At 67.7% G+C, this 26,636-nt stretch carries 24 protein-coding genes and 1 pseudogene; 13 read left to right on the top strand and 12 right to left on the bottom strand.

Annotated elements, in window-relative coordinates:
* The first annotated feature begins 150 nt into the window (after positions 1 to 150).
* Positions 151 to 2,556, top strand: coding sequence for a beta-L-arabinofuranosidase domain-containing protein (locus ACLJOO_RS08770; protein ID WP_410786358.1), 2,406 nt, complete (start codon positions 151 to 153; stop codon positions 2,554 to 2,556).
* Here the strand turns inward: ACLJOO_RS08770 and ACLJOO_RS08765 are convergent.
* Together ACLJOO_RS08765 and ACLJOO_RS08760 are read right to left on the bottom strand one after the other, a co-directional pair.
* Positions 2,549 to 3,382 carry a hypothetical protein gene (locus ACLJOO_RS08765; protein ID WP_410786357.1) on the bottom strand — a complete coding sequence of 278 codons (834 nt, stop codon included), beginning with the start codon at positions 3,380 to 3,382 and terminating at the stop codon, positions 2,549 to 2,551. The genes ACLJOO_RS08770 and ACLJOO_RS08765 overlap by 8 nt on opposite strands.
* A complete protein-coding gene (locus tag ACLJOO_RS08760) occupies positions 3,369 to 3,959 on the bottom strand; it encodes an RNA polymerase sigma factor (RefSeq protein ID WP_410786356.1) in 591 nt (196 codons plus the stop codon). Before ACLJOO_RS08760 ends, ACLJOO_RS08765 begins: the two co-directional genes overlap by 14 nt.
* Positions 3,960 to 4,129: 170 nt before the next feature.
* Between ACLJOO_RS08760 and ACLJOO_RS08755 the strand changes: the two genes are divergently transcribed.
* From ACLJOO_RS08755 to ACLJOO_RS08745, 3 genes are read left to right on the top strand one after another with little or no spacing between them, the layout of a single operon-like run.
* Entirely contained in the window at positions 4,130 to 4,894 is a 765-nt protein-coding gene (locus ACLJOO_RS08755) for a hypothetical protein (protein WP_410786355.1), read from the top strand.
* Positions 4,895 to 4,908: 14 nt separating this feature from the next.
* Entirely contained in the window at positions 4,909 to 5,451 is a 543-nt protein-coding gene (locus tag ACLJOO_RS08750; protein ID WP_410786353.1) for a GNAT family N-acetyltransferase, read from the top strand.
* Entirely contained in the window at positions 5,448 to 6,098 is a 651-nt protein-coding gene (locus ACLJOO_RS08745) for a hypothetical protein (protein ID WP_410786352.1), read from the top strand. Before ACLJOO_RS08750 ends, ACLJOO_RS08745 begins: the two co-directional genes overlap by 4 nt.
* Here ACLJOO_RS08745 and ACLJOO_RS08740 read toward each other — a convergent pair.
* From ACLJOO_RS08740 to ACLJOO_RS08715, 6 genes and pseudogenes are all read right to left on the bottom strand, one after another.
* The gene (locus ACLJOO_RS08740) at positions 6,077 to 8,011 is read right to left on the bottom strand and encodes an HPr family phosphocarrier protein (protein WP_410787136.1); all 1,935 of its coding nucleotides are present in this window, start codon (positions 8,009 to 8,011) and stop codon (positions 6,077 to 6,079) included. The two genes, ACLJOO_RS08745 and ACLJOO_RS08740, sit on opposite strands and share 22 nt — an antisense overlap.
* Positions 7,988 to 8,389 (bottom strand): annotated as a pseudogene (gene dhaM, locus ACLJOO_RS08735) (dihydroxyacetone kinase phosphoryl donor subunit DhaM); the annotation flags it as partial. The pseudogene dhaM and the gene ACLJOO_RS08740, both read right to left, overlap by 24 nt.
* Entirely contained in the window at positions 8,386 to 9,006 is a 621-nt protein-coding gene (dhaL, locus tag ACLJOO_RS08730) for a dihydroxyacetone kinase subunit DhaL (RefSeq protein ID WP_410787134.1), read from the bottom strand. The pseudogene dhaM and the gene dhaL, both read right to left, overlap by 4 nt.
* A gap of 2 nt (positions 9,007 to 9,008) precedes the next feature.
* Positions 9,009 to 10,013 carry a dihydroxyacetone kinase subunit DhaK gene (gene dhaK / locus ACLJOO_RS08725; protein ID WP_410786351.1) on the bottom strand — a complete coding sequence of 335 codons (1,005 nt, stop codon included), beginning with the start codon at positions 10,011 to 10,013 and terminating at the stop codon, positions 9,009 to 9,011.
* A 45-nt stretch (positions 10,014 to 10,058) separates the two neighbouring features.
* Positions 10,059 to 11,288: an MFS transporter gene (locus tag ACLJOO_RS08720; protein WP_410786349.1), complete on the bottom strand. Its 1,230-nt coding sequence runs from the start codon at positions 11,286 to 11,288 to the stop codon at positions 10,059 to 10,061.
* A gap of 26 nt (positions 11,289 to 11,314) precedes the next feature.
* The gene (locus ACLJOO_RS08715) at positions 11,315 to 11,875 is read right to left on the bottom strand and encodes an RNA polymerase sigma factor (protein WP_131464833.1); all 561 of its coding nucleotides are present in this window, start codon (positions 11,873 to 11,875) and stop codon (positions 11,315 to 11,317) included.
* A gap of 60 nt (positions 11,876 to 11,935) precedes the next feature.
* Here ACLJOO_RS08715 and ACLJOO_RS08710 point away from each other — a divergent pair, with 60 nt between their 5' ends.
* Positions 11,936 to 13,516, top strand: a complete 1,581-nt coding sequence (locus tag ACLJOO_RS08710; protein WP_410786348.1) for a serine/threonine-protein kinase — start codon at positions 11,936 to 11,938, stop codon at positions 13,514 to 13,516.
* A 145-nt stretch (positions 13,517 to 13,661) separates the two neighbouring features.
* Here the strand turns inward: ACLJOO_RS08710 and ACLJOO_RS08705 are convergent, their stop codons facing one another.
* The 3 genes from ACLJOO_RS08705 to ACLJOO_RS08695 form a co-directional block, all read right to left on the bottom strand.
* Entirely contained in the window at positions 13,662 to 14,453 is a 792-nt protein-coding gene (locus ACLJOO_RS08705) for an MFS transporter (RefSeq protein WP_410786347.1), read from the bottom strand.
* Positions 14,454 to 14,772: 319 nt separating this feature from the next.
* Positions 14,773 to 15,501, bottom strand: coding sequence for a hypothetical protein (locus ACLJOO_RS08700; protein ID WP_410786346.1), 729 nt, complete (start codon positions 15,499 to 15,501; stop codon positions 14,773 to 14,775).
* 89 nt (positions 15,502 to 15,590) lie between these two features.
* Positions 15,591 to 16,307 carry a hypothetical protein gene (locus ACLJOO_RS08695; protein WP_410786345.1) on the bottom strand — a complete coding sequence of 239 codons (717 nt, stop codon included), beginning with the start codon at positions 16,305 to 16,307 and terminating at the stop codon, positions 15,591 to 15,593.
* Between the two features lie 275 nt (positions 16,308 to 16,582).
* Here ACLJOO_RS08695 and ACLJOO_RS08690 point away from each other — a divergent pair, with 275 nt between their 5' ends.
* The 6 genes from ACLJOO_RS08690 to ACLJOO_RS08665 are packed head-to-tail and all read left to right on the top strand — an operon-like array spanning position 16,583 to position 22,039.
* The gene (locus ACLJOO_RS08690; protein WP_410786344.1) at positions 16,583 to 17,860 is read left to right on the top strand and encodes an ABC transporter substrate-binding protein; all 1,278 of its coding nucleotides are present in this window, start codon (positions 16,583 to 16,585) and stop codon (positions 17,858 to 17,860) included.
* On the top strand, positions 17,857 to 18,786 hold the full coding sequence (locus ACLJOO_RS08685) for a carbohydrate ABC transporter permease (RefSeq protein ID WP_410786343.1): 930 nt from the start codon (positions 17,857 to 17,859) through the stop codon (positions 18,784 to 18,786). The genes ACLJOO_RS08690 and ACLJOO_RS08685 overlap by 4 nt, the downstream gene beginning before the upstream one ends.
* Complete coding sequence (locus tag ACLJOO_RS08680) at positions 18,783 to 19,604, top strand: carbohydrate ABC transporter permease (protein WP_410786342.1); 822 nt, start codon at positions 18,783 to 18,785, stop codon at positions 19,602 to 19,604. The genes ACLJOO_RS08685 and ACLJOO_RS08680 overlap by 4 nt, the downstream gene beginning before the upstream one ends.
* A 51-nt stretch (positions 19,605 to 19,655) precedes the next feature.
* Positions 19,656 to 20,426, top strand: coding sequence for a hypothetical protein (locus ACLJOO_RS08675; protein ID WP_410786341.1), 771 nt, complete (start codon positions 19,656 to 19,658; stop codon positions 20,424 to 20,426).
* A 35-nt stretch (positions 20,427 to 20,461) separates the two neighbouring features.
* Complete coding sequence (locus ACLJOO_RS08670; RefSeq protein WP_410786340.1) at positions 20,462 to 21,232, top strand: hypothetical protein; 771 nt, start codon at positions 20,462 to 20,464, stop codon at positions 21,230 to 21,232.
* 36 nt (positions 21,233 to 21,268) lie between these two features.
* Entirely contained in the window at positions 21,269 to 22,039 is a 771-nt protein-coding gene (locus tag ACLJOO_RS08665) for a hypothetical protein (protein ID WP_410786339.1), read from the top strand.
* On the opposite strand, the gene ACLJOO_RS08660 is transcribed toward ACLJOO_RS08665, so the two are convergent.
* The gene (locus ACLJOO_RS08660; RefSeq protein WP_410786338.1) at positions 22,036 to 23,439 is read right to left on the bottom strand and encodes a family 43 glycosylhydrolase; all 1,404 of its coding nucleotides are present in this window, start codon (positions 23,437 to 23,439) and stop codon (positions 22,036 to 22,038) included. The two genes, ACLJOO_RS08665 and ACLJOO_RS08660, sit on opposite strands and share 4 nt — an antisense overlap.
* Positions 23,440 to 23,558: 119 nt before the next feature.
* Here ACLJOO_RS08660 and ACLJOO_RS08655 point away from each other — a divergent pair, with 119 nt between their 5' ends.
* Together ACLJOO_RS08655 and ACLJOO_RS08650 are read left to right on the top strand one after the other, a co-directional pair.
* Positions 23,559 to 23,786 carry a hypothetical protein gene (locus tag ACLJOO_RS08655; protein ID WP_410786337.1) on the top strand — a complete coding sequence of 76 codons (228 nt, stop codon included), beginning with the start codon at positions 23,559 to 23,561 and terminating at the stop codon, positions 23,784 to 23,786.
* Positions 23,787 to 23,813: 27 nt separating this feature from the next.
* Positions 23,814 to 26,456, top strand: coding sequence for a hypothetical protein (locus ACLJOO_RS08650; protein ID WP_410786336.1), 2,643 nt, complete (start codon positions 23,814 to 23,816; stop codon positions 26,454 to 26,456).
* Positions 26,457 to 26,636 lie beyond the last annotated feature (180 nt).

The raw sequence follows: 26,636 nt of genomic DNA, 5'->3' as shown, positions 1-26,636 counted from the left end.
GACCTTTCTGACCTGCGCTTTGATCTTGACCGACGTGCCGGGCAGTCCTACGTTGTCAACGACGGAAAACGTGTGCGGTCTTTCCGTCGCAGTGATGTCCGCCCCCGTCACTCGAAAGGCCTCGCCATGCCCGAACCCACTCCAGAAGGAATGCCCCGACGTGACTTCCTTGCTGTCTCCCTCGCCGCGGCGGCAGTCGTGACTGCCCTCGACCCAGCCCCTGCCGAGGCCGCCCGACCGTCCGGACCGCCGGCCGGCCGCGGCGGGCACTACGTCCCGCAGCGCGCCCCGCTCCGACCGGTCCCGTTCCAGAAGCTCCCGCCCGGTGCGATCGAGCCGCGCGGCTGGCTCGCGCAGCAACTCGCGCTGCAGGTCGACGGGCTCTGCGGCCGGTACGACGAGATCTCGGACTTCCTGATCTACGAGACCAACGGCTGGGTCGACCCGGCGCTGGGAGCGTGGGAGGAGCTGCCGTACTGGCTGCGTGGCTTCGGCGACCTCGGGTACGTCACCGGCGACAGCGGCGTACTGACCCGGACGCAGCGGTGGATGGACGGGATCCTCGCGACACAAGCAGCCGATGGGTGGTTCGGTCCGGAGCGGTTGCGGACGTCGCTGGAGAACGGACCGGACTTCTGGCCGGGCATGCCGCTGCTGGCCGCGTTCCGGTCCTGGTACGAGTACTCCGGTGACGAGCGGGTCATTCCGTTCATGACGAAGTACCTGCGGTTCCAGAACACGCAGCCGCCGGAGGTGTTCAACCGGTCGTGGGGTGCGTTCCGCTGGGGCGACAACATCGACAGCGCCTACTGGCTCTACAACCGCACTGGAGAGCAGCGGCTGCTCGACCTGGTGACGAAGATGCACAACGGGTCCGCGGACTACGTCAGCGGCATTCCCAACTGGCACAACGTCAACCTGGCGCAGGGGTTCCGGGAGCCGCTGCAGTACTGGCTGCTGTCCGGAGACGCCAAGCACCGAGAGGCGACGTACCGGAACTATGCGACGGTCATGGGGTTGTACGGCCAGTTCCCGGGTGGCGGGTTCGCTGGCGACGAGAACTCGCGGCCCGGGTTCGGTGACCCGCGACAGGGGTTCGAGACGTGCGGGATCGTCGAGCTGATGCACAGCTGCGAGCTGCTCACCCGCTTCACCGGTGACGTAGCGTGGACGGACAGATGTGAGGAGCTGGCGTTCAACTCGCTGTCGGCGTCGTACGACCCGCAGCAGCAGGTCATGCACTACATCACCTGTGCCAACAGCGTGCAGCTCGACGACCGGCCGAAGCATGGGCAGTTCCAGAACCCGTTCCCGATGCAGTCTTACAAGTACGGCGTACACCAGTACCGCTGCTGCCCGCACAACTACGGCATGGGCTGGCCGTACTACGTGCAGGAGCTCTGGCTCGCCACGACGGACAACGGTCTCGCTGCGTCGATGTACGCCGCCAGCAAGGTTACTGCGACGGTCGGAGCGGGTGAGACGGTCAGTGTCGTTCAGGACACGGAGTACCCGTTCTCGGACACCATTACGTTCACAGTGCAGACGCAGCGACCGGTCCGATTCCCCTTCTATCTAAGGCGTCCTGGCTGGGCGACCGGCGCCACTGTGAAGGTCAACGGACAGCAGGTGCAGACCTCTGGTGACTGGATGAAGCTGGACCGCACCTGGCACACAGGTGATCGCGTCGAGCTCACTCTGCCGATGCGCACCACGACGCGGGTGTGGGAGGACAACCAGCACTCGGTGTCCGTCGACCGCGGCCCGCTGAGCTACTCGCTGCAGATCGACGAGCGCTACGAGCGCATCGGCGGTACGGACGAGTGGCCGGAGCTCTCCGTCTACCCGGAATCGCCGTGGAACTACGGGCTGGTCGCTGACGCGCCGATCGATGTCGTACGACGGGAGGTGGGCGACAACCCGTTCACCACGGACGGTGTGCCGCTCGCACTGACCACACTGGCCCGGCGGATCCCGCAGTGGGAGACAGACACCGAGGACGTGGTCGGACTGCTCCAGCCGGGGCCTGCGCTGTCAGACGAACCTGTGGAGACCGTGACCCTCATTCCGATGGGTGCGGCCCGCCTGCGGGTCACTTCGTTCCCACAGGTCGCTCCAGACGGCAAGGAGTGGACCTACCGCACCAGGATCACCGCGTCCCACGTGAACGACGGTGACTCGCTCGAGGCGCCGGACTCCCGACGTACGCCGGAATCCTCTGCAGACACGTCGATTCCGCGCTTCACCTGGTGGGACCGCCGCGGTACGACGGAATGGATCGAGTACGACCTGCGCTCGATACGCGAGCTGTCCGAGGTCTCGGCGTACTGGTTCGACGACACCGGCTCCGGTCAATGTCGCGTCCCGCAGTCGTGGCAGGTGCTGTGGCGGGACGGTGAGACGTGGCGGCCGGTCCAGAACACCACGCCGTACGACGTGGCGGTGGATCGGCTCAATACGACGACGTTCACACCGGTGCGGACGCAGTACGTCCGGGTGGAGGCCGTACTGCGTCCGACGTACTCCGGAGGCTTGCTGCAGCTCCTGGTTACTTGACCGGTGTCGGGCTGACGTATAAGGAGACCTCGCCCTCTGCGTACGTCGAGGCGTCGTCGACGTACCAGTTGCCGGGCGGGGACTTCACCGGCTCCTGGTTGGGACCGTCGCTGGTCAGGTACTCGATCTCGCGGACGCCGCGGGACCTGACCAGCGGCAGGACCTGGTCGATGGTCTTGTTCTTCACCGTCAGCCCGGCCAAGACCTCACCCTTGTCCGTCGCCGACGACGAGGTGTGGATGTACATCTCGCCCTGCTTCGCCACGCGGCCGAACTGGATCTCGGTCGTGCCGTCGTAGTTCTTCGGCAGCTCGACGCCCTCCTGGCAGCCCGGGTCCGAGGCGTTCAGCGTTCCGTTGCACAGCTCACCCGGCTCCAGCATCCGGATCTGGCTCATGTCCTTGTCGTTGCGGCCGGTGTAGCTGATCATCTTGCCGACCCACGGCGGGCTGACCGCGACGCTCTCGACCGTCACATCCAGGCCCATCTTCTTGAACTCGGCGTTGTAGCGCTTCGGGTCCGCATTCGGGTCGACCACCCGGACGATCAACTTGTCGCCGCGTTCGGTGAAGGACAGCGCCTGCGGCTGACTCTGGTCCGGGCGGTTGACCACGGTCGCGGCGACCACGCCGGCAATCAGCAGGGTGCACGCGGCGACCAGCGCGAGACGGCGGGGTTGTGAGCGGCGTAGGGGGCGTACTACCGGAGTCGACTCGTCTGTGGTGACGGCGTCCGCCAGTTCACTCCAGGCGGTGTCCGAGACGCTGTCAGTGGACTGCTGCGGGTTGAGGCCGCGGACAGCGGCGTCGATGTCATGCGTCTTCATGGGAAACCCCTTCTTTCAGGGTGGACGCAGTGCTGAGAGCGACCACGATGCGGTTCGCGAGTGGGGCGGTGAGCAACTTGGCGAACCGCTTCCGGGCACGGTGCAGCCTGATGCGTACGGCGTTGCGGGAGATGCCGAGGACGGTGGCTATCTGGCCTGTGTCGAGCTCCTCCCACGCGACCAGCGACAGCAGCTCCCGGTCCTGCTCCGGCAGGGCGCGGAAGGCACGTGCCGCGGGAGTGTCCTCCAGCAGCGGGTGCGCCGGTGCGTCGTCGCTGAGCTCGCCACGCAGCTTGGTGGCCAGTGCGTGCCGGCGGCCCTCACCGCGGCGGTGGTTGGCGAGTACCCGGCGCGCTACGCCGTACAGCCATGGTCTGGTCTGTGGGTCGAGCGGTACGTCGTCCAGCCGGCGCCAGGCGACCAGGAACGTGTCGGCGAGCAGGTCGGCGGCGTCGTGGCCGCTGTCGGTCCGGCGGCGCAGGTACCCGAGCACCGCCTCCCGATGCGTCGCGAAGACCTGCTCGAACCGCTCCCGGCGCGCGTTTGGTGGTGGGTCGTGCACGACTCCCTCACTCACCGGCCCACTCCGAGCCTCGATCGGTATCAGCGTCATACCCGGTAGATGTCCACCAGCCCGTCCACCCATTTCACCCCACCGAGATTGCAGCTTCCTGCAGCTTTCTGTGTGGGTTCGATGACCACGAGTACCTGCGAGAATCAGGCCGGGGCCAGTTGAGGGGGAAATCTGTGGGGAACGATCCGGCGTTGGAGAACATGCTCCTGGAGCACCTACGGTTCGCGCCGTTGACCCGCGCGGAGCTGGTACGCCGCACCGGTGCGAGCAACCAACGCGTCCAGGCCACCCTGGCCACGCTGGTCAGCGAGGCATTCGTCGTACGGCGCCCGCAGGACGGCGCCCCCGAAGACTACGAACTGACCCAGGCCGGCACCGATCGCCTGGGTGTGATGCTCGACCTCACCAACTCGCCACTCAAAACGATGGGAAAGCTGTTCGCCGCGACCGTTGCCGAAACGATCCGGCCCCGGCAACCCCAGTCGGCGGACCCGGGGGAGGCGCGGCGGGCAGGTTGGGTGCTGATCGGCTGGATGCTGCTGCCGGTTCTGATCGTGGGCTTGATCATCGGTGGATCCATCGCGTCCGGGGATGCGGATCTCTCCACTGCGGTGCTGTTCGTCATCGTTGCCGTCGGCGCCTTGGCCTGGAAGTTCGGCGGAAGCGGCAGGCGAGGTCAACCAGCGGTACGGCGGCGTCCACAGCCCCGTCCACAGCCCCGTCCGGAGCCCGCGGTGAAGTTCGCGGCTGCGCCGGCACGGTTGGACCGTGAGTTGGTCGTGAGCCTGGCGAAGATCTTCGGGGCCGGGGTGGTGTTCGCGGGCGTCATCATCTTCACGAACCCCAGCATGGTGTTGCTGCTGGTTCTGCTCGTGGTGACGGGTGGCAACATGTTCTTGGCGTATAGAGACTGGGCCAAGAAGCGCCGTTCGGAGTGAACTAGCCTGTGGGCGTGGAGGCTGTGTTGCGGTTGGCGGTGGCGGCGGACGGGCCTGCGGTGGCTGAGCTGGCTCGGGCCGCGGTGGAGACCCAGTTCCCGGCGTACTACGACGCTGAGCAGACGGCCAGTGCGGCCAAGCACATCACGACACTGGACACCGCTTTGATTGACGACGGCACCTACTACGTGCTGGAGGCGGGTGGTGAGGTCGTCGCCTGCGGTGGGTGGAGCCGGCGGAACAAGTTGTTCAATGCGAGTACGGCGGGAGCAGACGAGCGGCTCCTCGACCCTGCAACGGAGCCGGCCCGCATCAGGGCGATGTTCGTCCGGGCGGACTGGACGCGGCGTGGACTCGGCCGGGCGATCCTGACCGCGTGCACCGACGCGGCCCGCGCGGAGGGGTTCACCCGGCTCGCACTGATGTCGACCCTGCCCGGCGTACCGCTCTACAAGGCCTTCGGCTTCACCGAGGTGGAGCCCGCCCAGCTACCGATGCCCGACGGCATCACCCTGGCCGGTGTCGCTATGGAACGACCACTTGAGGAGATCGCATGACCGCCGGTACTAGTGTCACCGCCCCTGACGGCACGGAGGTCGTCCTCGGCGAGATCGGGACCCGCGTGCTGCTGAAGAACTCGCGCGTCCGCGTCTGGGAGGTGGAGCTGCAGCCCGGCGAGGCCCAGGGCTGGCACCTGCACCACAACCCGTACGTCGTCCTGTGCCTGTCGACGTCGCCCTGCCACATGGACTGGCTGGACGGCAGCCCGGCGCGGCAGCTGAGCGAGACGGTCGGCGGCTCGGTCTACCGTCCCGTGTCGCCGGTGCACATGCTCACCAACGACGGCGACGCGCTGTACCTCAACCGCCTCATCGAGGTGCTCGACCTGGGCGAGGAGGCCTCCGGCGACCCGTACTTCGGGATTGACACAGCTAAGGCAGGTTTCGAGCAGGCCGGTGAGATCCCCGCCAAGGTGGTTGTCGACGAGGACGACGTACGCGTCCAGCACGTCACCCCTGAGGCAGGCGAGTCGTACACGTGGCGCACCGGCGCCTACCCGGCTCTGGTCGTCGACCTGGACCTGGCCAGCCCGGACGTCACCTACCTCGAGCCCGGCGAGACCTACACGCTCCCCGCCAAGCCAGAGCGCACCTCCGGCTTCAATCTGGTAGAGCTGCGCTACTACAGCAGCCCGCGCACCTGAGCCGCGTCCCGAGCCGCCAGCACAGCGGCAGTGTTGACCCGACCCAGGTCGGCCTGCCGTAGCTGGGCCTTCACCAACGGCACCTGTGGTCCGACAGCGCTCAGCTCGCTCACACCAAGGGCAGCAAGCAGTACGGCGGCCTTCGGGTCGCTGGCCAGGTCACCGCAGACCGCGACGCGTACGCCGGCGTTGCGGACGACATGGTCGATCAGCTGGAGTACGGCGGGATCGAGACCGTCGGCGAGCGGTGCGACCGCGGCGTTGGTCCGGTCGGCAGCCGTCGTGTACTGCGTGAGGTCGTTGGTTCCGATGCTGACGAAGTCGAGCTCCGCGGCGAGACTGCCGACCCGCAACGCGGCCGCGGGAACCTCGACCATGATCCCGACCTCGAGACCGTCCCGCGGGCCGAGCTCCTGCAACGCCCACGCGACCTCGTCGGCGGTGGTCACCATCGGGAACATCACGTGCACCGGCGTTTCGGCCGCCGTACGCCGGACCGCTTCGAGCTGATCGCGGAGCAGTTCGGGGCGGCGGTGGAAGACGCGGAGGCCACGCTCGCCGAGGAACGGGTTCGCCTCCCGGTCCTGCGGGAGGAACGGCAGCGGCTTGTCGCCGCCGATGTCCCAGGTCCGGATCGTGATCGGCTTGCCGCCGAGGGCCTGTGCGATCGCGCGGAACGCGTCGACCTGTTCGTCGACGGTCGGCGCCGTACGGCGATCCCCGAACAGCACTTCGGTCCGCACCAGTCCGGACCCGTCCGCGCCGCGCGCGTCGACAGCGTCCTGGACGACGCCCACGTTCACGAGTACGTCGATCGTCCGGCCGTCGCGGGTGGTGGCGGGCAGGTCGGCGTCCGCGATCGCCTGCGCCCGCTCGCCCATGCGCTCGGTGATCGTCGCGCGGACCCGCTCCTCGTCCGGCGCGACCTCGAACGACCCGGTCCGAGCGTCGAAAGACACGACCGCGCCCCGCGGCACGTCGACGTCCCCGATCCCGGTGATCAACGGGATCCCTCGCGACCGAGCCACGATCACCCCATGCCCGGTCGTCCCAGCCGCCCGAACGGCAATCCCCGCAACCCGGGTCGCGTCGATGGTGGCAGCAGTCGCCGCATCCAGCTCCGGTACGACGAGAATGCCGTGCGTCGGTGCTTCTTCAGCCACTCCGACGAGCAGTCGCAGTACCCGATCCCGTACTGCGCGGACGTCCTGCGCCCGCTCACGCTGATACTCGTCGTCAAGCCCTTCAAAGGCAGCAGCCAGCTCGTCGTACACCTGCTGCCACGCGCCCGGGGCCGATGCACCAGCGGCGATTGAAGCACGTACGTCGTCGAGCACCTTGCGATCGTCCAGCAAGGCGAGATGCGCCGCGAAGATGTCACCGTGCATGTCCCGCAGTTCGCGGAGCTGGTCGCCCGCGACCGCGAGCGCGTCGTCCAGCCGGCCAAGTTCGTTGTCCCCAGCAACATAATTATCCAGATCGACCTGAGCCCCCGCGACAACCGCCGGCCCGATCGCCACATCCAAGCCGGACCCACCCGAAGCCGAGCTGACCGCCTCCGCCGGAGCGGGCCCCGGGTCGTCGCCGAAGTTCTGTTTCGCCAGTTCCTCGACTGCTGCCAGCGCCTCGGCCGCTTGCGGACCGCTCGCCCCCACCCGCACCCGATGCCCCTGCTGCGCGTTCAACGTCGCAACCATGCTCAAACTGCCCGCGTCCACAGGCCCCTTACCGGTGTCCAGATCGGTGACCGTCACAACCGCGTCGAACCCGTTGACCAGCCCCACCAACCGCGCCGCCGGCCGCGCATGCAGGCCATGCTCATTACCGACAACAACGTCGACGCTCCGATCGGCCTCAACAACCGGAGGAGCATCAGCCGTGACGACGCCGAGATGATCCTGCTTACCGACCAACCCCCGCTCAGCCTCCGCAGCAACCGCATCCAACGACGCATCGGTAGAGGCGGTCACAACTGCCGCCACCAGCCCCTCGACCAACGGCGCACTAGTCAGCCGCACCCGCGCAGCCACCTCGGGATCAACGAACTCCAGCGCCATCTCAGCGCTCAACACCGCGCTCCCCAGATCGAGCAGCACCAGTACGCCGTCCGGACTATCCGCCGCACCAATCGCCTCCGAGACCGCCATCGCGTCGGTCCCGAACGTCGTTGCATCGAGGCCCGCCGCGACCGCGATCACCGGACGCTTGTCCTCGGCAACCATCTCCGCGGCGAGCCCGACCGCCGCATCAGCCAGCGCCCGGCTGTGCGACACCACCACGATCCCGATCATGACAGCGTTCGGGCCGCGGACTCCAAGATCAGCGTCGTACTGGTCGCACCCGGATCCTGATGCCCCGCGCTCCGCTCACCCAGGTAGCTCGCGCGGCCCTTCCGCGCGACCAGCGGGATCGTCGCGTCCCGGCCCTTCGCGGCGGCCTCGGCGGCAGCGGTCAGCGCCGTACCGAGATCCGATCCGCCCGCCACCGCGCCGTCGTACGCCTCCAAAGCCGGCGCCCAGGCGTCGTACATGGTCTTGTCGCCGAGCTCCGCCTTGCCGCGGGCAAGCACCCCTTCGACCCCGGCGTGCAGCCCCTTGCCGATCGCCTCCGGCGTCAGATCGGCCCCGGCGAGCGCGGTCCCGAACCGCAGGAAGAACGTCCCGTACAGCGGCCCGCTCGCCCCGCCGACCTTGCTGACCAGCGTCATCCCGGCCTTCTTCAGCAGCTCGTCGGCGCCGTCGAACGACGTCTCGTCGAGCATCCCGACCACCGCCTGGAACCCGCGATCCATGTTCGCGCCGTGATCGGCATCCCCGATCGCCGAGTCCAGCTCGGTCAGGTACGCCGCCTGCTCGTGCAGACTCTGAGCGCTGTCACGCAACCAGCTGACGAAAGAATCGACTCCCATGCTCACGCGCCCCAGCGTAGGCCGGGGGTGTTCACCGGGGCGTCCCAGAGACGTACCAGTTCGTCGTCCGCCTTCAGGAGGGTGACCGAGCAGCCGGCCATCTCCAGTGAGGTGATGTAGTTGCCGACCAGCGAGCGGGCGACCGTGATGCCCGCGCGGTCGAGGAGCTGGGCGACCTCGTTGTACATCAGGTACAGCTCGAGCAGCGGCGTACCGCCCATGCCGTTGACGAACGCGATCACCGAATCGCCTTGCTGGTAAGGAAGATCCGAGACCACCGGGTCGACCAGCATCGCGGCGATGTCGCGCGCCGGGGCCAGCGGCAGCCGCTGCCGGCCGGGCTCGCCGTGGATGCCGATCCCAACCTCCATCTCGTTCTCAGCCAGCTCGAACGTCGGCTTGCCCGCGGCCGGGACGGTGCACGACGTCAGCGCCATACCCATGCTGCGACCGTTGTCGTTCACCTTGCGAGCGAGGTCCGCGACCTCCTGCAGCGGACGGCCCTCCTCGGCGGCCGCGCCGACGATCTTCTCCAGCAGTACGGTCACGCCGACGCCGCGGCGACCGGCCGTGTAGAGGCTGTCCTGGACGGCGACGTCGTCGTTCGTCACGACCGACAGCACCTCGGTGCCGGCGTCGGCGGCGGCCAGCTCGGCAGCCATCTCGAAGTTCATCACGTCGCCGGTGTAGTTCTTCACGATGTGCAGTACGCCGGCGCCGGCGTCGACCGCCTTCGTCGCGGCCATCATCTGGTCCGGCACCGGGGAGGTGAACACCTCACCCGCGCAGGCCGCGTCCAGCATCCCGAGCCCGACGAACCCGCCGTGCATCGGCTCGTGCCCCGACCCGCCACCGGAGATCAGTCCGACCTTGCCGGGTCTCGGCGCGTCCTTGCGGTAGACGATCCGGTTCTCCAGGTCCACCCGGAGCCGGTCCGGATGCGCCGCCGCCATCCCCTGCAGCGCTTCACTCACAACATCGGCCGGGTCGTTGATGAGCTTCTTCATGCTCCCCATCTGAGCACACCCGGGCCCGGAACGGGAGCCCCCGAATCAGGCCGCTTCGACCTCGGAGAGCAACGGGATCGAGCGGATCGACCGGCTGATCGTGAGCAGTACGGAGCCGATCGCGAGCAGCCCGCCGAAGATCAGCAGAGCACCCCGCGCACCGAGCGTTTCCAGGAACAGGCCGCCGAGGAACGGCGCCAGCGGGGCCGCGCCGTTGGCCATGAACATGAACGCGCTCTGCGCCCGACCCTGTATGTGGTTCGGCGTGATCAGCATCTGGTAGCCGAACAGGCCGGAGTTCAGTGCGGGCAGCAGGAAGATCGCGAGCGCCGGGAGCAGGATCAGTACGACGGGTTGTGTGCTCGCCGCCGTACTCGCGAACATGACCGTGATGATCCAGGCGCCGACGATCGTGATCCGGCCGGTGCTGAACCTGGCCAGCAGCTTGGGCGCCGCGAACGCGCCCGCCAGGCCGCCCACCCCCATCGCCGTCTCCAGCAGGCCGATCACGGAGGCCGGTACGCCGCGCTGCTGCATGCTCAGGATCAGCACCAGGATCGTCCCGTTCGCCGCGAAGTTGAGCAGCGTCGCGACGATCGCGATCGTTCGCAGGTCGCGCTGGCGGAACAGCCAGGTCAACCCGGTGCGGATCGCCTTCAGCATCGGCTCGTGCGCGCCGCCCTCGGGCTTCGTGGCGGGCAGTGGATGACGGATCGTGGTGAGCATGATCGCCATCACCAGGTACGAGACCGCGTCGACGGCGATCGGGATCGCCCGGCCGATCGAGTAGAGCAGGCCGCCGAGCGGCGCTCCTGCCAACTGTGCCAGGTTCTGCCGGCCGTGGGCGGCGGCGAGCGCGGTACCTAGGTCTTCAGGCAGGACGATCTGCCGGAGCGCGCCCGTCTCTGCGGGCATGAACAGGCCGTAGCCCGCTCCGTTGACCAGGGCGACGGCCATCAGGTGCGGGAGGGTCAGGTGGCCGAGCCAGCCCGCGACGGCCACCGAGCCGAACAGGACCGAGCCGACCAGGCTGTACCCGATCAGGATCTTGCGCCGGCTCCAGCGGTCCGCCAGCGCGCCGCCCGGCAGCGCCGCCAGCATCGTGCCGAGCGCGGCCGACGTACCGACGAGACCTGCCTGCACCGGGGAGCCGGTGATGGCCAGGCCGAGCAGCGTGAACACGAACGAGCTCATCGAGGAGCCGATCGAGCTGATCGTCTGCCCGGTGAGGAGCTTCAGGTAGTCACCGTTGTGCAGCAACCCCCGGGCGGTCATAACCGCGAGGGTATGCCGGTGTCAGGTCAGTCCTTGGGGCGCAGCAGCGGGCGGACGACCTCGCGGGCGTCGTGGATCCGGGACTTGACGGTGCCGAGCGGGGCGCCGACCTCGGCGGCGATCTCCTCGTACGAGAGGCCGTAGACGTCCCGCAGTACCAGCGGAGTGACCATCTGCGGGCGGTCCCGCTCCAGGGTCTCCAGGGCCTCCAGGAGGTCTAGGCGGGTGCCGGCGATCACACTCGTGGTGCGCGGGTCCGGCTTCTCCATCTGCTCAGGGTTGTGCGCGGCCTGCGCGGTGCGCTTCAGCTTGCGGTACGTCGAGCGGGCGGAGTTCGCCGCGACGGAGTGGACCCAGGTCGAGAAGCTGCTCCGGCCGGAGAACGAGTTGATCTTGGTGGCGATGTTGAGCAGCGCCTCCTGAGCCGCGTCCTCCGCGTCGGCCGAATACGGCAGGACGCTGCGGCAGATCCGCAGGACGCGCGGATACACCTGCCGCAGCAGGTCGTCCATCGCGTTCTTGTCGCCCGCCTGCGCCTGCTCCGCGAGGGTGGCGAGGTCGTCGGTCGGACTGGTGCTCTCGCTCATCTGCGCCTTTGCTCTCGATCGGCCCCGGTAGGGACACTCCAATGACCCATAATGCCCTGTATGGGGGTCCCAACCAGACTCGGTCGGTACGTCGTGCGCCGACGCCTGGGCTCAGGCGGTTTCGCCACGGTGTGGCTGGCTCATGACGAGCAGCTCGACGCCGAGGTGGCGATCAAGGTGCTCGCCGACAACTGGGGGCACGACGACTCGGTCCGGAAACGGTTCCTCGAGGAGGGCCGGTTCCTGCGCCGCGTCGAGTCCGAGCACGTCGTCCAGGTCCACGACGTCGGCGAACTCGAGGACGGCCGGCCGTTCCTGGTGCTCACGTACGCCGACCGCGGCACGCTCGCCGACCGCCTGAAGAAGGCGCCGCTGGAGCTGCCCGAGGCCGTCGACGTGGTCGTCCAGGTCGGTCGCGGCCTGCAGGCGCTGCACCGGCGCGGTCTGCTGCATCGTGACGTGAAACCGGCGAACGTCCTGTTCCGCAGCACCGACGACGGCGAGCGGGCGGTGCTGTCCGACCTCGGGCTGGGCAAGTCCCTCGACGAGATCTCCCGCATCACGATGCCCGGTGGCACCCCGTCGTACGTCGCTCCTGAACAGGCGCTCGGGGAGCGGCTGGACCAGCGCGCCGACCAGTACTCGCTGGGCGCGGTCGCGTACGCCGCTTTGACCGGGCGGTCCCCGCACCAGGTCGACGGGCTGGGCGCCGCGAGCCGGGTCAAGGTGGCCCCGCCGCCGAGCTCGCTCGGATTCGAGCTGCCGGGTCAGGTCGACGCGGCGATCGTCCGGGCGCTGGACCCGGACCGGGAGAAGCGCTGGCCGGACGTGCAGTCGTTCACGCGGCAGCTCGTGGGTGCGCTCGACGAGACCACGCGTGACTTCCCGCTGTCGACCCGCGAGACGGTAGTTGTCGCGTCCGACGACCTGGACGCGAAGACGGCGCTCAGCGACGAGAACCAGCCGACGCTCGTGAAAACCTCCGAGCCGTCGGAGACCGCGGAGGCTGAGACCGTCGCGGTCGAGAGCGCCGCGGTGGAGCCTGCTGCCAGTGACGCTGGTGCCAGTGAGCCTGTTGCTGCTGAGGCTGAGACCGTCGCGGTCGAGACGGCGGCGCCCAGGAAGCGGCGGCGCGGGCGATGGGTGGTGGCCGCTCTGCTGGCGCTGCTGGTCGGTGGCGGCGTCGGGTACGGCGGCCACTGGTACCTCACGGGCCGCAAGATGATTCAGGTCTCAGAGGGCCAATTCTCGGTGACGCTGCCCGAGGCCTGGGCGCAGTCGATGGCTCAGTCGGACTGGACCGCACCTGGCGGCACCGGTAGCGCTCCGGCGTTCCGGGTCAGCCGTGATCCGGACTGGTCGGGGAAGACGCCAGGCGTGTTCATCGGGGTGTCGAAGTCGAAGCTGGCGGTTCCGGACGGCAAGCAGTGCGGCAACGAAGGCACGCTGCAGCCGCACATGGTCCGCGAATTCCCAGTCACCGACCGGTTGTCCGCCGACTGCTTCGGTGCCGATATCGTGCTCCTCCAACGGGTCGTCGATCACGGGGACGGCGGCTCGCTACTCGTTCAGGTGGTCGTACCAGGATCGGATGTCCTCCGGGCGACGGAGATCGCCGATTCGGTGCAATACACGTCCTAGGAAGTCCCCATGCGTTTTCCGACCGAACGGCTCCGGCCGTCGCCGGCGCTGCTCCAGTCCGCCCGCCGCAGGTTCTACCGGCTGCGCTCCACCATCTTCCGCACCATCTGGCCGGCCGACTGAGATCACTCGACGGTCAGCCAGGTCATGCCCAGGGCGACAGCCCACAGGGCGGCTCCGAGCCATCCGAGCACGTGGAGCCCCCTGACGAAGCTGGGGGAGTGGCCGAGCGTAGCGCCGTACACGCCGACTCCGAGTGCGCCGACAGCCTGTAGCCGCTCCGGTCGTTCACGCCGAGCAGGAACGCCGACCCGACGGCTCCGAGTGCGAGTCCGATGGACATGGGGAGGCGGGGACCGTAGCGGGCTGTGATGCGGCCGGAGACGGGTCCTAGCACCGCTAGCGGGAGGAAGAGCGGGATGAGTTCGAGCCCGGCCCGGAACGCCTTCTGTGAAAGGTGTTCCTGCAGATAGAGCGTCAGCACCAGGACCGTGCCGAGACCGACGAAGTTCATCAGACCCGCGATCAGGTTGGGGCCGATGAAGTTCGGACCGATCCGCAGCCGGGTCTTCGCGCGCTCCTGCTCGACCTGCCGCTGCGGTACGAGCCGCCAGGCCAACGGGAATGCGATGGCGATGATCGGCAGATTGATGAGGAACACCGCCCGCCAGCCCAGTGCACTCACCAGCGCGCCACCGAGTAGCGGCCCGGACGGTAACGCCAACGCCCCGGCGCCCGACCAGATGCCGACAGCACGAGCCCTGGCCGCGCTGTCGACGTACAGGTCGCTGATGACGGCGAACGTGCCTGGCAACAGCAGCGCGGCGCCGACACCCTGAACTGCCCGCGCCGCGACGAGCAGCCCGATCGTTGGCGCCACCCCGCAAGCCAACGAGGCGCAGCCGAAAACCCCAAGCCCTGCAAGCCAAGTTCCCATTCCACTGCTTCGGCCAACACCGAAGCGTGGGAGTGGACTGGCTGCAGCTCGACAGTACGTATATGTCTACTACCCGCCACCGCGCACCGGGCGGCAGACCGAATCGCCCGACAGTGGACGTATACGTACTGTCGACCTGCACAAAATCCGCACCCAGCCGAGGTGTTCTCCTCGGTGCGGGTGGAGTCGCGAACGTGCGCGACTTCTCGCGCAACACCCTGCCCGCCTGCGGTTAGCCATCTCCACGACGCGCCGCCGGCATCGCAGCTGACGACGGGAACTGCCTCAGAGCGGGCCGCCGCGGTCTCGCGGAACTGCTCTAACCCGACAGCGGAGTGTCGCGGCGTTCGACGCTGTCAGTCGCGTGGTCCAGCACGTCGAGCAACGCGTCCTTGTCCTGGGGAAGGCCGGTGGAGCTCATCTCGACGGCGCAGTTGCCGCTGTCGTCGGCAACCCAGCGCACGACGACGTAGCGGAGGACGCCCTCGGGGGAGAGTTCCTCGTCCGGCACGTAGGTGTAGGTGAGCGTGGCGAAGTTCTCTTCCACGTCCTGCGAAAGGATCTTCACCATCTGGCGCTCGGAGATGCCGGCGAGCTGCTTGAGCCGGGCTGCCAGCGAGTCGGCGGGCGGCCGCGTGATCGTGAAACCGGCCTCGACCCGGATCCAGCGCTTCTTGGTCCGGTCGGTGAACCGGCCGCTCTTCGGCGGATTCTGCTTGGTGTACGCCCAGTCCGACGGCACCCGGACCGAGATCCGAGACTTGACCATGTCGGTCACCGTGAAGGTCCGGGTCGCGTAGTTCAGGTCGTCGGCCTCGAGAGCGGGCGACTTGTCATACGTGACCTTGCGCGGCGGGCCGGTCGGTGTCGGCGTTGGGGTAGGCGTCGTACCTGGCGTGGGGCGGACCGCGAGCGGTGCCGCCGTACCCGCCAGGCTTGGTTCCTTGGTGAGGAACAGGCCGACGCCGTAGCCTCCGGCGCCGCCCACCCCCGCGAGCGTCAGCAGACTGGCGCCGAGCATCGCGCGCCTGCTCACCGTTTTCGCCATGCCCCCACCACCTCCCCAGGTCTACTTACAGAAGACACCTCAGCCCTCGCAGAGGTTGCACCGGATAAGTAACGATTCTGTGAAAAGGCTCAGCCGACCTCGCTGACCGAGGCGGTTGCCCGCTGGAGGACCTCGTCGAGGCCCTGGGCGTCCTGGGGGAGGCCGGTGATGCTCATCTCGACGTTGGTGAGTCCGCCGTTGATCGCGATCCAGCGGACGATCACGTAGCGCAGGGTCTCGTTCGGGATGAAGGTGTAGATCAGCGTGGCGACCGAACGGGACTCGCCGTCGTCGCCGGTGACCACGTCGGTGGTGTTGCTGACGATGCGTACGTCGTTCTCCGGTGCCTGGCTCTTCTTGAGGTCGACGATGAGCTGGGCCATCTCGTCCGCAGGGGTCTCCTCGGCCGGTGCGACTGCCTCGACCCGGACGCCGCGTTCCCTGAGTTTGTCGAGGTACTTGACCTCGCCAGGGCGCTTCGGGTCCCTGGGCGCGATCTTCCAGCCCTGCGGGATCTCGATCGAGAGCTGGACGGGCTCCGCGTCCTTCGGGGTCACGGTGAAGGTGCGGTTGGTGTAGTCCAGCCCGTTCTCGAGGGGTTCCAGATTGCTCGGGATCGGGGTCTTCACCGGAAGTGAGGGTTCGGTCGGCGTCGGCGTGGGGGACGGGGAGACATCGCCGAGGGGACCGGCGGTGCCGGAGGCGGTTGGTTGCGGGGTGTCGAAGTAGTCGCCCGCGTAGTAGCCACTGCCGGCGCCGAGCGCCAGGGCCAGCAGCAGGAGGCCGGCCAGGAGGACTCGTCTCACGCTCGCACCCGTCCACACGTCGACGCGGGCGGCACGACAGACGTCGTACCGGCCGGATGCGGGAAGGCGGTCACGGGCACGGGGCCCATCTTCTCAGGCCAGGTGGGCCGCTCCCCAAACCCCGGTGGAGCCCTTTTCACACCCTCCCGACTGAATCCTTTCAACGAGGTCTTGACACCCTCCCGGGCCGTACGTAGCGTCCCGCGTGACAAAAGTAACACGATCTTGCGGTTACTTCACATCCTTGGCCGGTACGTCGGCGCTCAGGAGGAACCATGGCACTCGATCGGTCCGTCAGCCGAAGGCGGCTCCTGCAACTCGCCGGTGGTGCGACCTTGGCCGGCGCCTTGTCGGCCTGCGGCGGCGGCAACGGCAGCTCGTCGTCCGGCGGCACGCTGAAGGTGATCGGCGTCGGCGACCAGGAGGCAGGCCTGCGCAAGGTGCTCGACTCCTACAAGTCGTCGCACTCGGGCTTCGACTTCAACCTCTCGTTCGCGCCCGCGGACCAGGTGCAGACCGCGCTCCGGACGCAGCTCGGTGGCGGCAACGCACCCGACGTACACGTGGTCTATCCAGGAAACGGCAGCGCGATGTCGATGGCTCAGCTGAGCAAGGCCGGACTGCTCACCGACCTGAGCAGCCAGTCCTGGACGCAGAAGGTCCCGGCCGGGTTCAAGGGCGCGTTCCAGAACGACGGCAAGACGTACATCTTCTCGCCCGGCTCGAGCATGCTCGGCGCGATCTACAACAAGAAGGCGTTCGCGACCGCGGGCGTCCAGCCGCCGACCACCTGGTCCGAGCTGCTGGCTGTCTGCGACAAGCTGAAGGCGAAGGGCATCGTGCCGATCGCGCTCGGCGCGCAGACGCCGTGGATCACGCAGCTGATTCCGTACGCGCTGGTGCCCGGCACGGTCTATGCGAAGACGCCCGACTTCGACGACAAGATGAGCGCCGGGCAGGCCTCGTTCGCGGACTCCGGCTGGGTCGACGCGATGGACAAGTACCTCGAACTGCAGAAGAAGGGGTACTTCAACGACAACCCGAACGGTACGACGTACGAGCAGGCGACCTCGATGGTCGGGACCGGGAAGGCCGCGATGGCGGTCCAGGTCTCCGCCGTGCTGTCGGCGTTCCGGGCGGCGGCGCCGTCGCCGGACGACCTGTCGATGTTCCCGTTCCCGGCGACGGATGTGGCCGCTGACAACTGGATCCCGGCCGGTGTGGTGGTCGGCATCGCGGTCAGCGCCAAGAGCAAGCAGGCCGACAGCGCCAAGGGATTCCTCGACTTCTGCGGTCAGCAGGAGAACCTGAACACCTGGGCCGAGGCGGTCTCCTGCGTCCCGCTGTACGGCGACGCGAAGGTCGATCCCGCGCTGACGTCGTTCCTCCCGGCATTGAAGGCGAACAAGGCGGTCCCGTTCATGGACCAGCGGTGGCCGAACGCCGAAGTACAACCGACCCACTTCGCCGTCGTACAGCAACTCCTCGGCGGCAAGACCACAGTGCAGGACGCGCTGAAGAAGATGGACGACGCGTACAAGAAGGGCGCATGACGGCTTCGGTGGCGGCGGTCGCGCCGGAAGCGGTGAAACGGACCCGGCGGCGCGGTGGGATTGTGCCGCCGTGGTGGTTCGCGGTGCCGGCGGTTGTGGTGTACGCGGTGGTGGTGCTGTATCCGAGCATTGCCGGTGCGGGGTCGGCGTTCACGGACTGGTCGGGGGTCGGGAACGCCAAGGCGTTCGTCGGCGCGGCCAACTTCAAGCAGTTGCTGCACGACGACCAGGCGCTCGGGGCGTTGCGGAACACGCTGCTGCTGACGGTCGCGATCGTCGTGATCCAGAACGGGATCGGGCTGCTGCTGGCGCTCGGCGTCCACACGCGGATCAAGAGCCGGATGATTCTCAGGCTGGTGTTCTTCGCGCCGGTCGTGGTGAGTCCGGTGATGGTCGCGTTCCTTTGGAAGTTCGTCTACAACCCGGCGCCGGATGCGGGTCTGAACGCAGGCCTCGGCGCGGTCGGCCTCGGATCGTTGCGCCAGGACTGGCTGGGTGATCCGTCGATCGCGTTGTGGTCCGTCGCGTTCACGGTGATCTGGCAGTGCGCCGGGTATTCGATGGTGATCTTCCTGGCCGGCCTCGAAGGCGTCCCGGCCGAGTTGCTCGAGTCCGCGATGGTCGACGGCGCCGGTACGCTCGCGCGGTTCCGGCACATCACCTGGCCGTTGCTGGCGCCGGCCGTGACGATCAACGTGATGCTGTCGACGGTGGGCGGGTTGACGTTGTTCACCCAGATCATCGCGATGACGAACGGCGGGCCGGGGTACGCCACCGACACGTTGTCGACGGTCCTGTACAAGCAGGCGTTCGTGTACGGGAAGTTCGGGTACAGCACCGCGGTCGCGCTGGTCCTGGCGATCTTCGTCGCGGCGGTGTCGTTCATCCAGATCGGGTATCTGCGATCGAGGGAGACGACGGCATGAGATATCGCCCCCGGACGTTCGTGCTGGAACTGGTGATGATCGCGGTCGCGATCGGGTTCCTGTTCCCGGTGTACGTCCTGGTCACGCTGGCGTTCAAGGATCCCCAGCAGATCGCGAACAAGCCGTTGTCGCTGCCGTCGCCGCCGAGTCTCGGGAGCTTCGGCGAGGCCTGGCGATCGGCGGGGCTCGGATCGGCGTTGCTGAACAGCACGCTGATCACGGTCGTGAGTGTGCTGTTGCTGATCGCGCTCGGCTCGCTGGCGGCGTACTTCCTGGCCCGTACGGCGACCCGCCTGAGCTACAGCCTCTACATCGGGTTCCTGGTCGGGATCATCCTGCCGTTCCAGCTCGGGATGATCCCGCTGTACCAACTGGTCGACGATCTCGGGCTGCTCGGGACCTACCAGGGCATGATCCTGTTCTACACGGGGATCCAGTTGCCGTTCACGGTCTTTCTCTACACCGGCTTCATCCGCTCGTTGCCGGCCGACTACACGAACGCCGCGCTGATCGACGGCGCGTCGCATCTGCAGGCGTTCGCGCACGTGATCTTCCCGCTGCTGCGGCCGATCACCGGGACGGTCCTGATCCTCAACGCCGTACAGATCTGGAACGACTTCTTCACGCCGCTGCTGTACCTCGGCGGCTCCGGTCACGAGACGGTTCCGGTGCGGGTGTTCGCCTTCGTCAACCAGTACACGTCGAACTACGGCCTGGTCGCCGCCGGACTGATCTTCGCGGCGCTGCCGATCCTGCTGCTCTTCCTCGTCCTGCAGCGCTACGTGATCCGCGGATTCGCCTCCGGATTGAAGGGATGACCTCTCCGCCTAGGACACTGAGCACTCACAAACGAACAGAGGGGGAGTGGGATGGTACGTCGTCTGCTGGCCGGGGTCCTGGCCGTCGGGACGCTACTGGGTGGGGCAGTCCTGGTCGGAAGCGCACCGGCCGAGGCGAAGACGGTGGCGGTGTCGGACACCCTGCTGCCGGGTCAGAAGCTGATGGCGCTGCAGTCGATCAAGTCGGCGAGTGGTGTGTTCACGCTGACCATGCAGCGCAACGGGAACGTGACGCTGCTCCAGCGCGGCGTGGGGCAGGCGCTGTGGATGTCCGGAACGTACTGGCCGGGGTCCGTGCTCGTGATGGCGGCCGACGGCACGATGCGGATCATCTACGGGCGGACCCAGGTCTGGTCGATGGGCGCGGCCAGCCCGCAGGCGAAACTGGTACTGCCGAACACAGGTCTGCTGGCGATCTACAACACCCGCGGCAAGGCGGTCTGGAACCGGCACATGGTGATCGGCACGCTGATGGTGGGCGCCATGCTGCACGCACCGGACGCACTCGGCCGCGACGTGACGTTGTACTCCCTGGACCACGTCTACACGCTGAGGCTGCTGACGAACGGGAACATGGTCTTCCAGAAGAACGGCACGACCGTGCTGTGGAGCACCGGCAAGACCGGGTATCCGGAGTCGTTCGCGAACATCGACCCGAACGGCCTCTTCGCCACCTACAATCGCGCCGGTGACGGGACGTGGGACTTCTCGACCCGCAGGCCGGGCACTGTCGTCCAGATCCGCAACGACGGCCACTTCCTGCTGATCAACGGCCGCACCATCGTGAAGACGTTCGTCTAACACTGAGCATTCACAATCGAACCAAGGGGGCATGAATGGTACGTCGTCTGCTGGCCGGGGTCCTGGCCGTCGGGACGCTACTGGGTGGGGCAGTCCTGGTCGGAAGCGCACCGGCCGAGGCGAAGACGGTGGCGGTGTCGGACACGCTGCTGCCGGGTCAGAAGCTGCTGGCCGGGCAATACATCCGCTCGAAGAGCGGGGTCTTCACGTTGATCATGGACACGCGTGGCGAGGCGAAGCTGTTCCAGCGCGGGGTGTCGTGGCGGTTGTGGAGCTCCGGGACCTTCCGCCCGGGTGCCGTGCTGGTCATGGGCACGGACGGGACGCTCCAGATGATCTACGGCCGGACGAAGTTCTGGTCGATGAGCATCAAGAGCGCCGGCGCGAAGCTGGTCCTGCCGGACACCGGGAACCTGGCGATCCTCAACGCCCGCGGCAAGGCGAACTGGAACCGGCACATGGTGATCGGCACGCTGATGCCGCAGAGCCAGCTCCATGCCCCGGATCCGGCCGGCCGGGAAGTGATTCTGTACTCGGTCAACCGGATCTACACGGTGAAGTTCCTGACGACCGGCGCTCTGGTGGGGCTGAAGAACGGCACGACCCAGCTGTGGAGCACCGGGCCGAAGGGCGCGCCGGAGTCGCACGCGTCAGTCGGACCGGACGGCACGTTCTACACGTTCAACAAATTCGGCGACATCACCTGGATGTACGAGACCCGCCGCGCCGGCAGCGTCCTCCAGCTCACCGACGACGGCCACCTCCGCATGGTGAACGGGAGGACCGTCGTCAAGACGTTCTTCTAATCTGTGCACTCACAAACAAACAGAAGGGGGATCGGCATGGTACGTCGGTTGTTGGCCGGGGTTGTGGCAGTCGGAGCACTCCTGGGCGGGGCCGCGGTCGTGGGAAGCACCCAGGCCGAGGCGCGGACGGTAGCGGTATCGGACACCCTGCTGCCGGGTCAGAAGCTCCTGCCCGGGCAGTACATCCGTTCGAAGAGCGGGGTGTTCACGTTGATCGTGCAGCCCGCCGGAGACGTCAAGCTGTACCAGCGCGGAGTGAAGGCTCCGCTGTGGGCCTCAGGTACCTGGCGGCCGAACTCGGTGCTGGTGATGGGCACGGACGGGACGCTCCAGGTGATCTACGGCCGGACGAAGGTCTGGTCGATGAGCATCAGGAGCGCCGGCGCGAAGCTGGTGCTGCCGGACAACGGGAACTTGGCGATCTACAACGCCCGCGGCAAGGCGAACTGGAACCGGCACATGGTGATCGGGACGCTGATGCCGCAGAGCAAACTCGCCGGTCCGGACGCGGCCTGGGACGAGGTCATCATGTACTCGGTGAACCGGATCTACACGCTCAAGTTCCTGACCACCGGCAATCTGGTGTTGCTGAAGAACGGCACCACCACGCTCTGGAGTACCGGCGTGAAGAATGCCCCGGGCGCGTACGGATGGGTCGGCCCGGACGGCGCGTTCGGCACCGTGAACGGCTTCGGGGACCTCACCTTCTTCTATCAGACCCGCCGCGCCGGTAGCGTCCTCCAGCTCACTGACGACGGCCACCTGCGGATGGTGAACGGGAAGACCGTCGTCAAGACGTTCTTCTAATACACCTCGATGCGGTCGAGGCTGATGACCGCACTGGTCGACGCGGGGTTCTTGTCGCCGGTCACGCGCACCTTCAGGGTGTGCGGGCCGGACGGCAAGGCCGGGCTGATGTACATCAGCTGCTCGCCGACACGGATCGAGCTGTAGCAGTCGATCCGCTGCTCGGGTCCGCCGTCGACCGAGATGGCGGCGATCCCGTTGCCGGTGTCCGCGACGCTCAGCAGAGCCACCCGGGTGCCGGTGAACTGGATCGTCGCGGTCGCGTTCGGCTCCCAGCTCCAGTGGTCGTTGCCCCAGAAGCACTGGTTGCCGCAGCCGGATCCGGAGCTCCACGCACCGGTGTAGGCGACGACCGCGTCGGTGTCGTTGATCCAGTAGTTCGACGAACCCGGGTCGCCCGACGGCAGGTTCTGGGTCGCGCCCGCGGCGAGCGGCCGGCCGAGGTTCGGCGTACCGTCGGCGTTCCAGGTGATCTTCTGGACCCGCGTCGTGCGGTACGAGTACGTGTAGGTGCTGGTGTTCTTGCCGTGGTAGGCGATCCAGTCCTCGGTCCCGTCCGGTGACTTGAAGAACGAGTGGTGTCCGGGACCCCACACGCCGGTCTCGTCGTTGCGGGAGAAGATCGGGCCGGGGTGCTGCACCCAGTTCGCCGCGACCATCGGGTCGGCGCCGTTCGCGATGCTCTTCATCCACAGTTGGTAGTCGGGCTTGCCGGTGTCGCACGTCGAGTAGGTCAGGAAGGTGCGCGTCGCGCCGTACAGCGGGGTCGGCCCTTCGCGTACTTCGGTGCAGCCGCCGTCGGCCGGGATCGCGACGCGGTCGCCGGTCGCGGTCCACGGGTTGCTCATCCGGACGATGTACAGCTGCGCCGGTCCGCCCTGTCCGCGGCCCGGACCGGTCCAGACGAAGTACTGCTGGCCGTTGACCGTGATCGGCTCGCCGTCGATCGCGTACTCACCGAAGTCCGCGATCTTCGCCTTGAAGCTGTACGGGCCGAGCGGGTCGTCGCCGGCCGACTCGAGCACGTACATCCGGTGGTTGGCGTCCACGCCGTCGGAGGCCGTGTAGTAGATGTACCAGCGGTTCCCGACATGCCGGAACGCCGGCGCCCACATCTGCGTGTTGCGGCTCGTGTCCGAGTCCCGCCACACCACCTGCTCGGGTTGCACGAGCAGCGTCGCCACGCTGGTCGACGACCAAATCCCGATCCGGTCGCCACGCGTGGTCGCGACGTAGTACCTGCCGTTGTAGAACATCAGCGACGGATCCGCGGACGGGTTCAGCGGATTCCGGAACGTCTGGGAGGCCACTGCGTTCTCCTGCTGATCGGCTGCGGATGCGGTCGGAGCAAGTAGGCCGCAGAGCACTACGGCGGCCAGGGCGGCACGGAAGATCCTCATGACACACCTCTCGAAACCTGGGGGCGGACCGGTCTCGCTCTCGGTTGTACCGGATAACTTCCAACGTTGTAAACCCTTTGAGTAGGAACCTTCGCCCTCCGGCCGGCGTCTCACCGGACATGAAGCTCAAGGTTCGGGTCGTGCACTACCGGCACGATTGCTGGTACGCCGACATCGACGACGCCGATGATCGGCAGCCCGACGACCCCTTCTGGTACGCCGACGGCTGCCGTACCCAGGCCGAGGCCATCGCCCTCGCCTGCACCGAACTCGCCGCGCTCGACCAGGCGGTCGCCGGCGGCGACGCACCGCCCCGAATCAGCGAGACCCGCGCCAACGCCGCCTAGACCCTCAGGCCCCGGCATGATGGGGCGATGCTCGGGGACTCGGACGGCACCAAAGGCGAAGCCACGATCGAGCAGATCGGCCGCCGGCGGACCTTCACCAAGACGCTCCAGCTCGCCGTCGTCCTCGCGATCGTGCAGGTGCCGATGCGCGCCGCGGTCCACGAGGCGGCCGGTTCGGCGGCCGGCTGTGAGGCGCCGGGGCGGCTCTCGATCCTCGTCGACTCGGCGTTCGTGGTGGCCGGCGTGTACGCGGCGTACCGGGCGTACAAGTACGTCAAGTTCCTGAACCTCCAGTCCTGGAAGCGGGTCGCGGCCGTCGGATCCTGGGCCGTGCTGGTCGCCGCCGTCCTCGACATCGCCGAGAACCTGACCCTCTGGGGCGACTTCGGTTCCGCCCCGTGCGCCGACCTCTCCACGGGCTGGTTCACCTGGTTGACGCGGGTCGTCGTCCTGGCCGGCGTACTGGTCCTCGCCGTCAGCCTGCTCGCGACGAGCCGCTTCGGTCAGCGGCGGTGGTACGGCGTGGAGCCGACCGCGCCCGCGACGTTCCGCCGGGCGAAGCGTGACGACAAGGACTCCGGCCGCCTCGTCATCACCTGTTCCGGCGGCGGGATCCGCTCGGCGTCGTTCTGCCTCGGCGCACTGCAGCTGCTGCGCGAACGCGGCCTGTACGACAAGGCGTCGACCGTGATCGGCGTCAGCGGCGGCGGGTACATGGCCGCGGCCTTCCACGTACTTCGTCGTACCTGCGCCGACCCGTTCTCGCCGGGATCACCCGAGCTGGCCCGCCTGCGCCGGCAGACCCGCTACCTGCTGTCCGGCGGTCGGGCGATGTTCCGCGCGGCGTTGTCGGTGCTGTTCGGTCTGGTGGTGAACCTGCTGCTGATCGGGATCACCCTGCGCGCGATCGCCTGGGTCCTCGGGTGGTTCCTCGCCGACCAGAAGGTGATCACGACCGGTCTGCAGGTGGATTGGCGGCCGAACGACTCCTGGTTCTTCGTCGGCATGTCCGTGTTCCTGCTCGCGGTCAGCGCGCTGACGTTCCTGATCGAGAAGGTCTGGGACCGCTGGGCGCGGATGCCGGATCTGGTTCGCACGATCCTCACCACGATCGGCAACGTGACCCTGCGGTACGGCGTACCTGTTGCTGTCCTGCTGCTCGGTGTGCCGGGAGGCCTTTATCTGTTGGGGAAAGTCCCCGGCGAATCCATCGACCAGCCGAGTCTGCCGTCCGCACTACTGGCGTTGGTCGACCCAACGAAGCAGGGTGTCGCGTCGTTCAGCGCGCTGGTCGTCGTACTGATCGGCCTCGGCAAATCGGTCTGGAACGGACTGACCGTCGAGGGCAAGGCGGCGACCGGACTGCGGGCGCGGTTGCTGATGTTCGCGCGCACCAAGCTGGCGCCGTGGGCCGGTAGCGCGATCATCGTGATCGCCGCCGTCATCGTGCTACTGCGCTGGACCGGCGGCTACGCGACCGACACGACGTACCAGGAGGACTGGAACGTCGCGCTGATCCTGGTCGCGATCGCGCTCGCCATCAAGGTGCTCACCGACGCGAACCGGACCTCGCTGCACTCGTTCTACCGGGAGCGGCTGTCGCGCGCGTTCCTGGTGAAGCGGCAGGACAACGGCGCCGCGGTCGGACTCGACTACCACCTGCGGCTGCGGTACTCGGACTGGGCGAAGCCGATCGACGGCGGGCCGCAGCTCGTCATCGCCGGTGTCGCGAACGTCGACGACCCGGACTTCGTGCCGACGCAGCGCGACTGCGTGCCGTTCGTGTTCGACGCCGAGCAGATCGGGATCGTCGGGGACCGGTCGCTGCCGGACGGCGGCCGGCGCGAGACGGCCGACTACGAGCGCGAGGCCGACGTACTCAAGCGTGAGGTCACGGTGCCGGCCGCGATGGCGATCAGCGGCGCCGCGTTCAGCCCGTTGACCGGCCGGGTGAACGCCCGGACGCGGCCGGTGCGCCTGCTGCTCGCCGTACTCAACGCACGGCTCGGCGTGTGGCTGCCGAACCCCTATTGGAACAACCGCGCGGAGCCCGCCTTCCCGGACCGGACCGGCTTCGTCCCGAAGGTACGGCGGTACGTCGGCAGTGTGATCGACAAGCCCGGACCGTACCGGCTGCTGCACGAAGCGGTCGGGTCGCCGTCGATGTACGAACGCCGGATCTACGTGACCGACGGCGGCCACTACGACAACCTCGGCCTGGTCGAGGCACTGCGGCGCAAGCCCGCGCAGGTGATCGTGATCGATGCCTCCAACGATGCTGAGGACCGCTTCACCGCGCTCGCCGAGGCGATCGCCACCGCCCGGATGGACCACGGCATCGAGATCAACCTCGACCCGTCCCCGATGATCCGCGGCGGCAAGTCCCGCGCGGACCGGGCGTGGGCCTACGGCATCGCGACGCACCCGTTGGAAGAAGGTGAGGAGAAGCCGTACAAGACCGAGATCTTCTTCGTGAAGGCCGTCCTCGCCGGCCACCTCGACTGGGACCTCGAGCAGTACGCCGCCGAGCACGCCGACTTCCCCCGCCGTACCACCGGCGACCAGTTCTACGACGAGTGGGACTTCGAGGCCTACCGCTCCCTGGGCCACACCCTCGCCCAGTCCCTGACCGACCATCACCGCGTGCACGCCCGCCTGTACGACGAGTAACAGGCCGGATGTCCACAGATTCGCCTGTGGATAACGAGCTTGAGCTGTGGATAGGCAGGCGGTTGCTGTGGACAACTGGGGTGTTGGTTGTGGAGGAGGCAACTAATGCCTCTGCCGATGCACGTGCAGTCCGGTGGTTGAGAGAACGGTTGCCGAGGCGCTGTTTCGGTGCTGGGATAG

Origin of the sequence: Kribbella sp. C-35 (assembly GCF_046549195.1) — a bacterium.
Taxonomy (GTDB): domain Bacteria; phylum Actinomycetota; class Actinomycetes; order Propionibacteriales; family Kribbellaceae; genus Kribbella.
Note: the sequence above shows the minus strand (reverse complement) of the source record. Positions and strands in the feature narration are given on the sequence as shown.